We start from the raw sequence: 14206 nt of genomic DNA, 5'->3' as shown, positions 1-14206 counted from the left end.
TTTTATATTATCTAGAGAAATTGAATTTTTTTGTACATTCCATTGTCTGAGAGAATGGGCGCCATTATTAAGTGAAAGTGAGGAGAGATTATGTCAGACGGGTTTGTCGCGCGTTCTTTAGATGAGATACGATTTTGGTCACGTCATGAAGGAACATTCACTCTTTCTTAAATTAGGTTTTCGATGTGAAGATACTCAATTGATTCAGGAAGCCGACTACTTTTATGCTTTGTTTCAAGGTATAGAAAACAAAGCGCATTCCTACTCATTCAAAACAGATCCTGAGGTCATTAAACGGTTTAATGCAAAGGTTTACAATGCTGCCTCACAGATTTGGGCATTCAAAAGAAAGGTATTGGGCTTGGTGCTCACATGTCAATTGCCCGGGGCAAACAACTTTCCCTTATTAATCGACCATGTAAGCAGGGAAGCCAATTATTTTAGAAAGCGATTGAGAGAACTCAATACAGGAACATTAGAACCACTACCTGATGCGATTATTGATGAAAATGTATTTTTCTTACGTATTATGGCTGACCATGCAAAATTCATTGCTCATTTACTTGACCCATCCGAACGCAAGCTGGTTGAACAAGCACGAAGTTTTAGTCATGATTTTGATCAGTTACTATTTCAAGCCAGAGATTTGGAATCGATGCGTCCTCAATCACAAACCGTTCCTCTCTTGGATCAATTTCTGGATCAGAACAGAGTATCTGTAAAATCACTTCGTGACTTCAAAAAAACTGCACGCGAATTAATTGAAGCGTGCCGAATAAAAAGCATTATTCATCCTTTATTGGCAGATCACGTGTTTCGCGAAGCAGAAAGGTTTCTCACTATTATTGATATGTTTGAACAGCATTTAAATGCTAAGACCCGGTGAGACATTGGCGGGCAAGCCATTACCGAAGCTCAGAAAATATAAGAGGTGTATAATCCATGAATTTCCGGTACAATCCGTGTAGCGATCCATTCTTCTTTGGCTCCGGGACATTGGAAACATTGTTGATTTTCAAGGCCGGATTTGGATTATCATGCTAATCGGGAAAACTGCTGCATCCCGAACTTGTTCATATTCGACTCCTCGGCGTAGCCGGTAGGAGTTTGGCGCGGTAGTGAACCGGAAGTGGTGCGAATAGTCAAACAGGTGAGGGAAGAGACTTGTTCCATTGCCATGCGCTCTGTTGCCTCGCACTTGTAGTCGGATGCATACTTTCGATCGGGGTGACTGCAAACTTTGTGAACAACCAGGATGCCCGTGAGGGCATCTTTTCGTTTCCGCACCAACCGTTTCCATCCACATAAGATAGGCACTGACATGGCACGAATCTGCACAAAGGAGAGAAATCGCATTGAAAAAACGGTGGACGGTTGGAATCGCGGCGAGTCTGTTGTGGTGGGGAACAATCGGGTGTGGGGCAACCCCTTCGGCCCCGGCGAAAGAGACTGAATCGAAATCGGCTGTGCCGGCGAAACCGACACCCGCGCCGACACCTGCTCCCGCCCCGGAAGTGTCGGAGCCTGAGGCAACCCGGCAGGAAAAAGCAGCATATCTGGAGCAGGTCGGTACGTTGTCCGAACGGATGGCGGAGGGGATGCGGGCGGTCGCCCAAGGGTTATCGCTGATCCAAAACGGCGATACGGAGAGTGGTTTCGGTTTGTTGGACGAAGGCGTAACCCGATATGAATCGGCTTTGCGCGAGCTGAAACAGCTCCATACTCCCGGTATGGCAGACTTTCAGCAGTTCCATGCCGATTTGCTGGAAGCGGATGAGGGGATCCTCCACGCCGTCAAACAGTTACGGATCGGGATTACCACGGGAAATAGAGAGATGATACAATCCGCCACGAACGCTTTGGATCGTTGGAACACTCGTTTGGATGAATTGGCTCGGCAAATGCAGATTTTGGGATAGGAGGGTCGTTTGGCGGTAGCGTGTGGAAGACGTGTCACAAGAAGCACAGTGTGCCACACGGTGCGGGACGGATCCGTGGCCGGTTCCGTTCCGCGGGGAGGCCACTAGATCCGTTTGAGGTGTTTGGCACTGTAAAGCAGAATGTGACCGCATTGCCTGCACTGGTAATTGAGTACGGGTACGGCGCCTTCTGTATGTAAGCGCGTCCGTCCGTCCGCGGTTTGGGTCATCGGAGTCAATGCAAAAAGCTGGCCGGTCTCGAGAAAATGGAGACTGCCGCACTGGGGACAGCGCATTCGAGAAGGATGGGTTCGTAGGTTGCGTTCTTCCAAAGTTGGAACACCTCCGGTTAACATTCTACATCATTTGATCTATGTGACGGGAGATCCCATATGAAAAAAAGCGGAAGGTCCGGTATAATGAAATTGCTTGAGATATGAAGGACCGATCCGTACGGCGGATCGAATCGAGGAGAGGTGTGCCAGATGGGAAAAGTGACGCATGACCACAGCAAATACGCCAACATTCGTTTTGACACGCAAGACGAATCGGCGATCATGGTGGATATCCTGGAGACCATCCCGTACGAATATCCCGGCAAAGATACGGAAGTGGTCATCCCGACCAGTGAATTCACCTCCGTCTGTCCATGGTCAGGTCTGCCCGATTTTGCCGAGTTGACCATCACCTTTATCCCTGACCGATTGTTGGTGGAGATGAAATCGCTCAAATATTATCTGACTTCCTACCGCAACGTTGGAATCTATCAGGAGCATGCGACCAATCGCATTTTGGAGGACCTGGTCAATTTGATCCAGCCGAAATACATGAAGGTGGAAGCGGTGTGGAACCCGCGCGGCGGCTTGGGCACCCGCGTGGTGGCGGAGTATACGAAAGAAGGCTACGTACGCAAATAAGAGCAGGAAAATGAGCATGTTAGGTCCTAAAAAGGGAGCGTTTCCGGTGCATGAGAGCGGAAGCTCCCTTTTTTTCGCTCCAAGCCTTCGCGGAAGTGTATCTGGCTCTTTTGTCAGAATGAGTCGTGCGTTTCGCATTCACGCAAGGGTGAATGATGTAGAACAACCAGCCGTGAGCAGTAGCCACAGCAGAATCACAATCAATCCGGCGATCCGATTCCAGGGCTTCTCTGTGACCGGAAAAGAATTCGCTTTTTTCTGCCATCTCCGAGCACGGGAGTGGGTATGAGTTGAATGGCATTGCGATTCCGACGGATAACAGGAACGAGTATCCAAATAGCCCGGGATGAAATCAAGGACGGGTTCCCGATCAGCGTAGTATCACGTGAGCACTTCCCGCTTTCGTTTGTTTGCCTATTCCTTCCATGATTTCATCTCGGTATCCCCTTTTCATTTTGTCGCTCTTGATGGGGAAATTCCATTGCTGAAGGGATACCAAAAAGGGAAGATTAACATAATGAGGGATTAGATGCTTTTTTGTTGACGTGGAAGATAACGGTACATAAAATATAAGTGAGTAATCACTCACTATCCGCAGATAGGAGGAGCCATCATGTTTCACCGAATCGGAGCCATGGTGCGCAAGGAGTTCATCCAATTGCGGCGCGACAGGCGGTCATTGGCGATGATGCTGATGTTGCCGGTGATCTGGTTGGTGGCGTTCGGCTATGCCGTCAACTTCGACATTCACCGCATTCACGTGTATGTGGTGGATGAGGCGAACAATGCCGACAGCCGCCAGGTGATCGGACAGATCGGCCAACAGGATGATTTTTCGTACCAAGGGAAAGTGAGCAGTGAGCAGGCGCGGGCTTATCTGAAAGACGGTCGTGCCGACGTGGTAATGGTCTTCCCGAAAGACTACCGCGTTCTCCCGAAATCGTCCGCCGCCCGAATGCGGGTGTGGGTGGACGGCAGTCGTCTGTTCACAGCCCAATCGGCGGTTCGTCGGGTCAACGAATTTTTGTTCCGCGTGCAAAAAGAAAGTTTGGCCGACTTGCAGGCGAAAATCAAGCGATCCATGACGGCGCCGGGTGGGGGGATTGATCTGAACCTCGCACAAATTCAGGACCCGCGTTTGGCGTCCATGTTTCGGCATATGCCCGCGGAACAACGTCAACAGATACAAGCGGCTTTACAGGAGCAAATCGGGCGGTCGCTGGCATCGGTGGTTCAACAGCGTTCCGAAACGATCGGGCAATTGTTCCCGAAGACGGAGTTGCTTCAACCTTCGGTGAAAGTGTGGTACAACCCTGACCTGAAAAGTGTGTATTACATGATTCCCGGACTGGTGGGGCTGGTTCTGATCTTTGTCACAACGTTGATGACGGCGTTGGGTGTCGTGCGGGAAAAGGAACGGGGAACACTGGAGCAGTTGATCGTTTCGCCGCTTCGGCCATGGGAGCTGATGGTGGGCAAACTGCTCCCCTACATGTTGATCGCCTTGGTGGATTTTTTGCTGGTGATGGCAGTCGGGGTATGGGTGTTTGACGTGCCGTACCGCGGAGAACTCGGAACGTTTCTGTTGGTGGCACTGTTGTTTTTGACAGGGTCGCTCGGCATGGGACTCCTGATTTCCACCGTGTCGCAAAACCAGCAACAGGCGATGCAGTTGGCCGTATTGACACTGGTTCCGCAATTTATTCTTTCCGGTTTCGTCTTTCCTCTGGAGGCGATGCCGTGGGGGATCCGTTGGCTCGCTTATCTGATGCCGCTTACGTATTTCCTGCCGATCAGCCGCGGAGCGTTTCTAAAAGGTGTCTCTCCGTTGGAGGCAACGACCGGATTATGGGTGCTGGCGGGTTATGCGGTATTGTTCATCCTGATCGCTACCGTGCGCTTCCGGCGCAGTCTGGCATAAGGAGGAATACAGCATGACGGTACTGGTCATGGAACAGGTAAGCAAACGTTACCGTCAGACAACGGCCGTCGATCAGGTGTCCGTTTCCTTGGAAAAGGGGGAAATCGTCGGGGTGCTCGGGCCTGACGGCGCGGGCAAAACCACGTTGCTCAATCTGGCGGCGGGAATGATCCCTCCTACAAAGGGACGGATCAAACGTGAGGAGGAAGCAGTCGGATTCGTTCCGCAACATTTCGGCATGTATGAGGAATTGAGCATCGAAGAGAATCTCCATTTTTACGGTCAGCTCAACGGGATCGACAAAAACGAGCGCGATGAACGGATCGCGGAACTGTTGGCCCGTATCCGTTTGGCGACGTTTGCCTCACGGCGGGCCGGTCAGCTCTCTGGCGGGATGAAGCGGAAGCTGGCCATCGCCGGTGCGATGTTACACCGACCCGGTCTGATGGTGTTGGATGAACCGACACACGGTGTTGACCCCGTATCCCGACGCGAGGTGTGGGAGATGATTCGTCATGCAGCCGCAGAAGGGGCAGGCGTGCTGGTCTCCACCCAATACTTGGACGAAGCGGATCATTGTGATCGGGTTCTGCTGTTGCATCGGGGTCGAGGCTTGGCTGACGGGCGTCCGGAAGCGTTGCTCCGTCAATTTCCCTATCCGGTTTGGGTGGTGCGCGAGGCGGTGAACATTCGGTCGAACGGCGTTCGGCATCTGTTGCAGATGAAAGAGGTGGTGGACGCCTATCCGCGCGGTGTCGATCTGGTGGTGATCGGTCGCGACCCATCGGCTGGAGAGGCGCTGATGCGGTGGTTACACGAAACCGGTGCCGCCCGCGAGGTGGGTCCGGTGGAAGAAACGGGGCCGACGATGGAGGATGTGCTGATCCGGCTGATTCGGGAACAGAAGGGGGAAGGACGATGATCGAATTGCAAGGCGTCACCAAGCGGTTCGGTTCGTTTGCGGCGGTCCGTCAAGTCTCCCTGCACGTGTCCCGCGGAGAGATTTTCGGCCTGCTGGGTGCGAACGGGGCGGGAAAGACCACCTTGATCCGCATGATGTGCGGTATTTTGAAGCCGACCGAGGGGACGGGTACCATCCTCGGTTGGGATATGATCCGCGATCAGCAGACGATCAAGGAGAACATCGGATACATGTCGCAGAAGTTTTCATTGTATCCCGATCTGACCGTGGAGGAAAATCTGCGGTTTTATGCTCATGTGTACGGCGTCCGTCAGCCCGTGGCGGAACGGGTGGAATCGCTGCTCCGGGAGTTTGAGCTCACAGGGGTGAGGAAAACGCGCGTTTCCGAGCTTTCGGGTGGCGTGCGTCAACGTGTCGCATTCGCTTCCGCCATCGTTCACGAACCGCCGCTGTTGTTTCTGGACGAACCGACCAGCGGGGTTGACCCCTTGACGCGGCGCGCGTTTTGGGAGATGCTGTACCAGATGGCCGACCGGGGAACAACCATTGTGGTCACGACACACTATATGGATGAAGCCGAGCGTTGCGACCGGATGGCGTGGATGAACCGCGGACGCATCGTGGCGGAAGGTTCGCTGGCCGAATTGCGCAGGCGCTTTGCCCCCCGTGTGGGAAACCGGAAGGCCACTCTGGAGGAAATGTTCGTTTACGCGATGGAAGAAGGGGAGGATCATGACGGACAAGACGTGGGATGAGTGGATAGAGCAGATCGCTGTGGAATACGAGTTGAACTTGGGAAAACAGGACAAAGAGACGGAAAAACAGAAGCGGATCTTGGAAGCGGCGATTCACACGTTTTCCGAAAAGGGGTTCAGCGGCGCCTCCACACAGGAGATTGCCAAGCGGGCTAATGTCGCCGAGGCGACCATCTTCAAACATTACCGTTCGAAAAAAGGGCTGTTGCTCCGGTTGGTGATTCCCGTCATCTCCAAGCTGGCGACACCGTACATCCTGCGCTCGGTGCTGAAAATCCTGGAGAAAGATGCACCACTGTATCAATTGTTGCAGGAAGTGTACAAAGACCGTGTTCATCTGGTGGAACGCAATTGGAAAAAAGTGAAGATCATCGTCGTGGAAAGCCTGTTTCACCCCGAATTGCGCGAGGCGTTGCAGGAGCATGTCGCCCGGACATTCTACCAGGTGATGTCGGAAAAAGTGGAGAAGTGGAAAGCGGAAGGGCGGGTACGTAACGATTTGCCCACCCATGTGGTGATCCGCAGTCTGCTGTCCATCGGAGTCGGCTACATCCTGGCGCGCAACATCTTTCCCGATGTGTTGGCACGGGAATTGGAAGAAAAGGAGATCGCCTGGATGGCCGATGTGCTCTTGAACGGCATCGGTGGACCCAATGAGCCGCGACGGGGAGAGTGAGATGTTTCAGCAAGCTCGCCAAACTTCCTAAATGAACCAGCGTTTGAGATCCAGATCAGCAACGTCACGACGGATGCCACATTCGATTTCGTCACCCAAGATGCAACGGGAATCCCATTCCGGGAGCCCCGTACTTCCGGACACAAGACCGGTTCCGGATGATCACCGCGTTCTCCACAGGCGAGTAGGCAATATTTTCAAATGCTGGCCAGGTTCACGGCCAGCTTTTTTCTTTGTGGAGATTCAGTTTTCCTTCGGCCACCAAAATACCGGCCAGGATCAGCAAAACACCCATCCACTGCGCGGGTGTGACAGGCTCGGCCAGCCACCAAGCGGACAAGCTGACGGCGACGGGCAGTTCCATCGAGCCAAGTGCTGAGGCCAGTCCCGTGCCGACCAGGGGAACACCGGTGGTGAACAGGACCGACGGCAGGATCGTTCCAAACAAGGCAATCCATCCGGCCCACTCCCCCAGACCGCTGTCCCACACTCCCTCCAACAGGAAACGCGGCGGGAACACGATCAGCGTGACTGCAACGGAACCCGTGGAAATCCACGCACTGCGCCACCAGGGGGAAACGTCGACGGCGATATGGCCGCTCAGATGGATGAAGCCGGCGTAGCAGACGGCCGAGAGCAGGGCCGTGGTGACGCCGAATAAGGATATCGTGGACGAGGGTGTATCCGTCCATCCGGCGGCCAGCACCGTTCCCGCCAGGATGAGCACCAATGCCCATCGCTGGTTGCGGGGAGGAGTGCGACGGGTGATGCGCCATTCGATCACCATGCCCATCCACGTAAATTGAAACAACAGCAAAATAGCAAACGAAGCGGGTAAGTCCTTTAATGAAATGAAATAGAAAACCCCGGTCAGACCGCCCAACGCCCCACAACCGCATAAAGCCAGCACTGTGCGTGCGGGGAGTTTCGGCACTTGTCGGGTGGCCGCCAGACAGACGAGCCAAATGCCCAAAGCACCCGCCATCGCCTGAGCGGCGGTCAAATCAGCGGGTTGCAAACCGTCGGCATAGGCCATTTTGACAAGCGGCGACAGCAAACCGTAGCTGGCGGCAGCCGTCAGTACGAATAAACTGGCGATCGAACGGTTCATCCGCATCCGTTTTCTCTCCCTGTCTGCAAAATTGCCGGAAAACGGGATTCCCCCATCGGAGGAACCCCGTTTCATTAAACACGCCCTATTCAATCAATATATCACAAAAAGTCGGTTTCCGCGCAATAACGATCAACCGGCCCGATCATCGGGCCGGTTGACGTTCCAGGTACAGAGGTGAAGGAGGTGCAGATATACCGATGCGGCAGGGCATCTTTCCCATAGGAGACGGCGGGAAATGCCCTGACATCATAACAGACGGCGCAACTGGTGCAAAGGTTGCAAAGATGATCAATTATATTTGAATCCCTGCTGGTCCAAAGCCGGACGAGTCTTGGAATAGTAGATTTTGTGGTAAAAGGAGGAGACGGTTTGCGACCAGTTGCGGTCACTTTCCCCGCCTGTGCGCTGACGCATGTATTCGGCCATCGTTTCGTCGTACTGCCGGATCAGATCCAGCTGATCCCGGTTGTAGGTTTCCTGATGAATGACCGCTTCCCGCGGGAGTCGGGGTTTTTGCGCCGAGGGATCGGCAGGATGACCGATTACCAGACCGGAGACGGGGAACACGTACTCGGGCAGTTCCAACAGTTTGATCACTTCATCCGGATTTCTCCGAATCCCGCCGATGGGGACAATCCCCAATCCCATCGATTCAGCCGCCGCGGCGGCATTGGCCAGGGCGATTCCCACATCGGTTGCACCGATCAAAATCGATTCGATGCTGTTGGTGATGGCGAGTGGCTCGCCGTTGATCTCCGCAGCCAGTTTGGCCCGGTAGAAATCCAGGCAGAGTACGAGAAATACGGGAGCTTGGTCCACCCAGACCTGGTTGCCGACGAGCTGGGAGAGTTTCCGTTTCCGCTCCTTGTCCTTGACCACGATCACCGTAACCTGTTGACCGTTGACCCAGTTGGGAGCCGCTTGAATGGCACGGAAAATGTGATCCAGCTGTTCATCGGTCACTTCCTGGGAGGTGTAGCTGCGAATCGAACGGTGTTGGGTGAGCGTGCGAATCACGTCGTTCATCTTTCAGACAACCTTCCTGCATGTTATCGGCTTGCCAAAACATCAAGCGAAGCGCGGGTGAAAGCGTCCAGGTCATCCGGCGTCCGGCTGGTGACCAATCCTCCGTCCACAACCACTTCTTCGTCAAATACTTGCGCACCGGCATTTTTCAAATCGATTTGGATTGAGGTGTAACCGGTCACCCGGCGTCCGCGCAGAACCTCAGCGTTGATCAGCAGCTGCGGGCCGTGGCAGATGGCGAAAATCGGCTTTTCCAAGTAGGCGAATTTCCGCGCAAATGCCACGAAACGCTGATCCGCCCGCAGGATATCGGGGGAGAATCCACCTGGGATAAACAATGCGTCAAATTCTTCCGCTTTTGCATCGTCCACGGAAAGCTCAATTTTCTGTTTGCCACCGTACAATCCTTCCACGGTGCTCCCCGCTTCCGCTCCGACCAAGGTCACTTTGTGGCCAGCTTGTTTGAACGCTTCCGCCGGAACCTCAAATTCCTTGTCATGGTACATGTTGCCCAAAACGACTGCGATGTTTGCCATGTGTTTTCCCTCCACGCGCTTTCTTTCTGTTAGACACTTACATGATATACCTATTACAGACTTATTTAAAGTAGTGATTTTTTCTACACATAATTTCGATTAGGATATATAATTTCCAATAGGAAAGTAATAGGAGGGATTGGGATGGAAAAAACGAAGCCAACAGCGGACAAACAAGAGGTGTGTACGGATAGAGATGTGGAGTGGATGCAGTGTTCGGTGGAAGAAGTGTTGGATGTGATCGGAGCCAAGTGGTCATTTCTCATTTTGCGCGATTTGATTGAGGGACCCAAGCGATTTGGAGAACTGCTGCAATCGCTCAAGGGAGCCAGTCCCAAAACGTTGTCCGTCCGTTTGAAGGAACTGGAACGGCACGGGATTGTCACTCGTACGGTATATCCGGAGATACCGCCCAAAGTGGAATATGCCCTGACGGAAAAAGGAATGGACCTGAAGCCTATTTTCTGGGAAATGAAAAAGTGGGGTTGTAAATGGTTAAAGTGAGTGCATGAGTGAAGTGCCCCGTTTCCCGTAAACAGGGAATCGGGGCGTTTTTCATGGTGATCATGCTGATCGATTTTTTCGATCAATTCATGAAAAGTAATCAAAAAATTGATGCAACGGCGGAAGGAATAAAACCATTTGTAGAAGAATGATTTTATTGCAAACGTTTTCTTTGGAATAACCTCATTATACACAGGGATTTTTCACTCTTTTTTTGCAAGATTGTGCAAACGATTGCACAAACAGAAGGGAGATGATGGTGTTGAAACGAAGAAGGTGGCTGTCGATGTTGATGGCATGTCTGTTGGGCCTTACCGCCTGCGGCCCGCAGGACAATGCTGCGGGAGTGGGTGGGGAGAGTAAGGAAAAGCCCAAGCAGTTGGTCATTTGGGAAAATGAAGACCCGATCGAGTTGGCCAATACAAAAAAATTGGCCAAGCAGTATGAACAAAAAACGGGAATTCACGTCAAAATCGTCACGATCAAGATGTTGGATCAACCGAAAAAACTGACCTTGGACGGGCCGGCCGGGAAAGGTCCGGACCTGATCACCTTCCCGCACGACAATATCGGGGATACGGTGTTGAAAGGCCTGATTCGCCCGTTGCAGGTGGATGAAAGTGTCAAGGATCAGTACAGCGCTCCGGCGATTCAGGCGATGACCTATGAGGGCAAACTGTACGGATTGCCGAAGGCGACGGAGAGCGTCGCGTTGATTTACAACAAAAAGCTGATGCCCAAACCGCCTGCCACATTTGAGGAATTGATCCGATTTGCCAAAGACTTCACCAAGCCGGAGCAGAAAAAGTACGGCTTGCTCTTTGAAGCAAACAATTTTTACTACGACTTTTTCCTTTTTGACAATGCTGGCGGATATGTGTTCAAGGTGAAGGATGGTATGTTCGACACGAATGATATCGGTCTGAACAATGCCGGGTCGCAAAAAGCGGTGCGGATGATCGGCGATTGGTATCGTGAAAAACTGCTTCCGCAGGGGATTAAGGCGGATGTGGTCAACGGATTGTTCAAAGAAGGCAAGGTGGCTGCCGTTATCAACGGGCCTTGGGCGGTGAAGGATTACCAGCAGGCCGGCATCGATATCGGTGTGGCACCGCTTCCCAAGCTGAACGGCAAAGATCCGCGCACATTCATCGGTGTCAAGGGATGGTATGTTTCCAGCTACAGCAAACATGCTGCTTGGGCGACGGATCTGGCCCGATTCCTGACAAGTCATGATGCATTGAAATCCCGCTTCCAAGATACCAAACAAATCCCGCCGCGCAACGATTTGTTGGCGGATCCGCTGATTCAGGATGATCCCATCGTGCGTGCGTTCGCTGACCAAGCATCCCGGGGCATGCCGATGCCGAGCGTTCCGGAAATGGCGCAAGTTTGGGAGCCGATGGGTAACGCCGTCACCTTTGTTTCCCAAGGCAAACAACAACCGGGTCCCGCGCTGAATGACGCGGTCAACATCATCAAACAGAAGATCGCGGCACAAAAGCAGTAAGCGGAGCGGCGAAAAGGAAGCGGTTTCCCTGTCAACCGGGAGCAACGGGGAGACCGCTCATCCTCCTCAAAACGTCACCGAATCAACGAGAGGGCGGCCTATTGCAAGCCAATATATCTTTTGATCTGTCATCACAGGGAGGATATGCACCTTGGAAGCACAAGCAGAATGGAAAAACGTCATGAAAGGACGAACATGGAGGATGCGCCATACGGCGGGGCTTTTGTCCGCATTGTCGATGGGTCTGGGACAATTGTACAACCGCCAATGGTACAAAGGGATTTTCCTGTTGTTGCTGGAGTTCTCCTATATCGGTATATTCGCCGATCTCTTCAATATGGGACTGTGGGGGATCGTCACATTGGGCACGGTGCCCTTCCGGGATGATTCGGTCCAATTGCTGGCCAAAGGGATCGTGGCGCTGATCGTGATTGCGTTCGGTCTGTTCTTTTATGTGTTGAATATACAAGATGCGGTTCGCGTCGCCAAGATGAGGGAGCGCGGGGATCGTCCGCCGGGTTTGTGGCAGACTTGGCGAACGGTGACCGACAAGGGATACCCGTATCTTATCATCGCACCGGGATTTTTGCTGTTGGTGTTTGTGGTGCTGTTTCCACTGTTGTTCATGGTAGCACTGGCGTTTACCAATTACGACCTGTACCACTCCCCGCCCGCCAAGCTGGTGGATTGGGTCGGCTGGGACAACTTCATCAATCTGTTTCGTCTGGATTTGTGGAAAAACTCGTTGATCTCCGTTTTTCAGTGGACGGTGGTCTGGACGCTGATTTCCACCACGGTGCAATTTGCACTGGGCTTGTTATTGGCCGTACTGCTCAATCAGAAGCAGGTGAAGTTCAAACGGTTGATCCGCACTGTGCTGATTTTGCCTTGGGCGGTTCCGCCATTCGTGTCGGTGCTGGTGTTTTCGATGATGTTCAACGACAGCTTCGGCCCGATCAACGGAATGCTTGAAAGTATCGGTCTGGACCACATCCCGTGGATGACCGACCCGTTCTGGTGCAAGGTGGCGATCCTGCTTATCCAGTTTTGGTTGGGCTTTCCGTTCAATCTGGCCCTGTGCACCGGTGTGCTGCAAACGATTTCTTCCGATTTGTACGAGGCGGCGGATGTGGACGGAGCCACGCCGTGGCAGAAGTTTCGCCATATCACGTTGCCGCTGGTGCTCTATGCCACCGCTCCGCTGTTGATCGTGCAGTATGCGGGCAACTTCAACAACTTCAATGTCATTTATCTGTTCAATAAGGGAGGACCGGCGGTGCCGGGGCAGACGGCAGGCGGGACAGACATCCTGATCTCGTGGGTATACAAGCTGATGTTTGATACGTCCAAGTTCAACTATGCCGCGACCATCTCCGTCATCATCGGCTTGGTGGTGGTATGTTTCGCGGTGTATCAATTCCGTCAAACGAGATCTTTCAAGGAAGAGGATTTGATACAATGAACGCCCAACGTTTGAAACGTGCAGTCGGATTGTGGATGACGTACGCAGTGCTGCTGATCATGATGGTGATCAGCGTCTATCCGATTTTGTGGGTGATCGGCTCGTCGCTCAACCCGGGCACAAGCCTGTTTTCCAGCACCCTGATCCCCAAACATGCGACATTCGATCATTATGTGTGGTTGTTCACCAGTCCGGACAGCCAATATCTCACCTGGTACAAAAATACGCTCATCATCGCCGCGTTGAATGCGATCGCCTCGGTGATTCTGACAATGGGAACGGCCTATGCATTTTCCCGGTATCGGTTTGTGGGGCGGAAGCACGGTTTGGCCTTTTTCCTGGTCTTGCAGATGTTTCCGTCGATGATGACGATGGTGGCCATCTACGTACTGCTCAACATGTTAAACCTGTTGGACAGCTACTGGGGACTGCTGTTGGTTTACGCCGGTGCGCAGATTCCGTTCAACACCTGGCTGGTCAAGGGGTATTTTGACACGATCCCGCGCAGTTTGGATGAAGCGGCCAAGATCGACGGCGCAGGGCACAACACGATCTTTTTCCGTATCATGTTGCCGTTGGCTCGACCAGTGATTGCACTGGTGGCACTGTTTAACTTCACCGGGCCGATGACGGACTTTTTGTTACCGCAGATCGTTCTGACCAGCCCGGAAAAGAAAACGCTGGCGGTGGGGCTGTTCGGATTCATTTATGATCAGTTCGGCAAAAATTTCACGCTGTTCGCGGCGGGTTCGGTGTTGATTGCCGTACCGATTGCGGTTCTGTTTCTGGCTTTGCAACGGTTTTTTATTGCCGGGCTGACGGCAGGCGCCAGCAAGGGCTAAATGGATGTGTGACGTGCAGTTCGCTCAGGGTCAGCGCCAGAGTGTGATGGTGGATATGGACTTGCGAGCTGTATGGGTGCGTGTGAGTGTAGCGAGAGAGGA

Annotated in this window: 13 protein-coding genes and 1 pseudogene; 11 read left to right on the top strand and 3 right to left on the bottom strand. The window is 52.8% G+C overall.

The genetic code is table 11. The features are described from left to right. Positions 1 to 90: 90 nt before the first annotated feature. The 7 genes and pseudogenes from JQC72_RS02935 (at position 91) to JQC72_RS02905 (ending at position 7110) form a co-directional block, all read left to right on the top strand. Positions 91 to 886: pseudogene (locus tag JQC72_RS02935) on the top strand (DUF2935 domain-containing protein). A gap of 469 nt (positions 887 to 1355) precedes the next feature. After that, entirely contained in the window at positions 1356 to 1919 is a 564-nt protein-coding gene (locus tag JQC72_RS02930) for a hypothetical protein (RefSeq protein ID WP_205492615.1), read from the top strand. A 485-nt stretch (positions 1920 to 2404) separates the two neighbouring features. Next, positions 2405 to 2836 (top strand): preQ(1) synthase, encoded by a 432-nt coding sequence (gene queF / locus JQC72_RS02925; protein ID WP_205492614.1) that lies wholly within the window; start codon positions 2405 to 2407, stop codon positions 2834 to 2836. A gap of 613 nt (positions 2837 to 3449) precedes the next feature. Further along, positions 3450 to 4757 (top strand): ABC transporter permease, encoded by a 1308-nt coding sequence (locus JQC72_RS02920; RefSeq protein ID WP_205492613.1) that lies wholly within the window; start codon positions 3450 to 3452, stop codon positions 4755 to 4757. 13 nt (positions 4758 to 4770) lie between these two features. Then, positions 4771 to 5679 carry an ABC transporter ATP-binding protein gene (locus tag JQC72_RS02915; protein WP_205492612.1) on the top strand — a complete coding sequence of 303 codons (909 nt, stop codon included), beginning with the start codon at positions 4771 to 4773 and terminating at the stop codon, positions 5677 to 5679. After that, positions 5676 to 6434, top strand: a complete 759-nt coding sequence (locus JQC72_RS02910) for an ABC transporter ATP-binding protein (protein ID WP_205492611.1) — start codon at positions 5676 to 5678, stop codon at positions 6432 to 6434. Before JQC72_RS02915 ends, JQC72_RS02910 begins: the two co-directional genes overlap by 4 nt. Next, positions 6412 to 7110, top strand: a complete 699-nt coding sequence (locus JQC72_RS02905) for a TetR/AcrR family transcriptional regulator (RefSeq protein WP_205492610.1) — start codon at positions 6412 to 6414, stop codon at positions 7108 to 7110. Before JQC72_RS02910 ends, JQC72_RS02905 begins: the two co-directional genes overlap by 23 nt. A gap of 214 nt (positions 7111 to 7324) precedes the next feature. Here JQC72_RS02905 and JQC72_RS02900 read toward each other — a convergent pair whose 3' ends face one another. The 3 genes from JQC72_RS02900 to JQC72_RS02890 form a co-directional block, all read right to left on the bottom strand. Continuing rightward, positions 7325 to 8227, bottom strand: a complete 903-nt coding sequence (locus JQC72_RS02900) for a DMT family transporter (RefSeq protein WP_205492609.1) — start codon at positions 8225 to 8227, stop codon at positions 7325 to 7327. 285 nt (positions 8228 to 8512) lie between these two features. Further along, the gene (locus tag JQC72_RS02895; RefSeq protein WP_205492608.1) at positions 8513 to 9250 is read right to left on the bottom strand and encodes an NADPH-dependent oxidoreductase; all 738 of its coding nucleotides are present in this window, start codon (positions 9248 to 9250) and stop codon (positions 8513 to 8515) included. A gap of 23 nt (positions 9251 to 9273) precedes the next feature. Next, positions 9274 to 9786 carry a type 1 glutamine amidotransferase domain-containing protein gene (locus JQC72_RS02890; protein WP_205492607.1) on the bottom strand — a complete coding sequence of 171 codons (513 nt, stop codon included), beginning with the start codon at positions 9784 to 9786 and terminating at the stop codon, positions 9274 to 9276. 207 nt (positions 9787 to 9993) lie between these two features. On the opposite strand from JQC72_RS02890, the gene JQC72_RS02885 reads away from it, so the two are divergent. The 4 genes from JQC72_RS02885 to JQC72_RS02870 all read left to right on the top strand — a co-directional run bounded on the left by JQC72_RS02885 (position 9994) and on the right by JQC72_RS02870 (position 14104). Further along, on the top strand, positions 9994 to 10290 hold the full coding sequence (locus tag JQC72_RS02885; protein WP_205493227.1) for a winged helix-turn-helix transcriptional regulator: 297 nt from the start codon (positions 9994 to 9996) through the stop codon (positions 10288 to 10290). 262 nt (positions 10291 to 10552) lie between these two features. Further along, positions 10553 to 11800 carry an extracellular solute-binding protein gene (locus JQC72_RS02880; protein WP_205492606.1) on the top strand — a complete coding sequence of 416 codons (1248 nt, stop codon included), beginning with the start codon at positions 10553 to 10555 and terminating at the stop codon, positions 11798 to 11800. A gap of 181 nt (positions 11801 to 11981) precedes the next feature. After that, positions 11982 to 13262, top strand: a complete 1281-nt coding sequence (locus JQC72_RS02875) for a sugar ABC transporter permease (protein WP_302104474.1) — start codon at positions 11982 to 11984, stop codon at positions 13260 to 13262. A 35-nt stretch (positions 13263 to 13297) separates the two neighbouring features. Beyond that, complete coding sequence (locus JQC72_RS02870) at positions 13298 to 14104, top strand: sugar ABC transporter permease (protein WP_419179835.1); 807 nt, start codon at positions 13298 to 13300, stop codon at positions 14102 to 14104. Positions 14105 to 14206 lie beyond the last annotated feature (102 nt).

Origin of the sequence: Polycladomyces zharkentensis (genome assembly GCF_016938855.1) — a bacterium.
GTDB lineage: Bacteria > Bacillota > Bacilli > Thermoactinomycetales > JIR-001 > Polycladomyces > Polycladomyces zharkentensis.
This window is presented reverse-complemented; position numbering and strand designations above follow the sequence as displayed.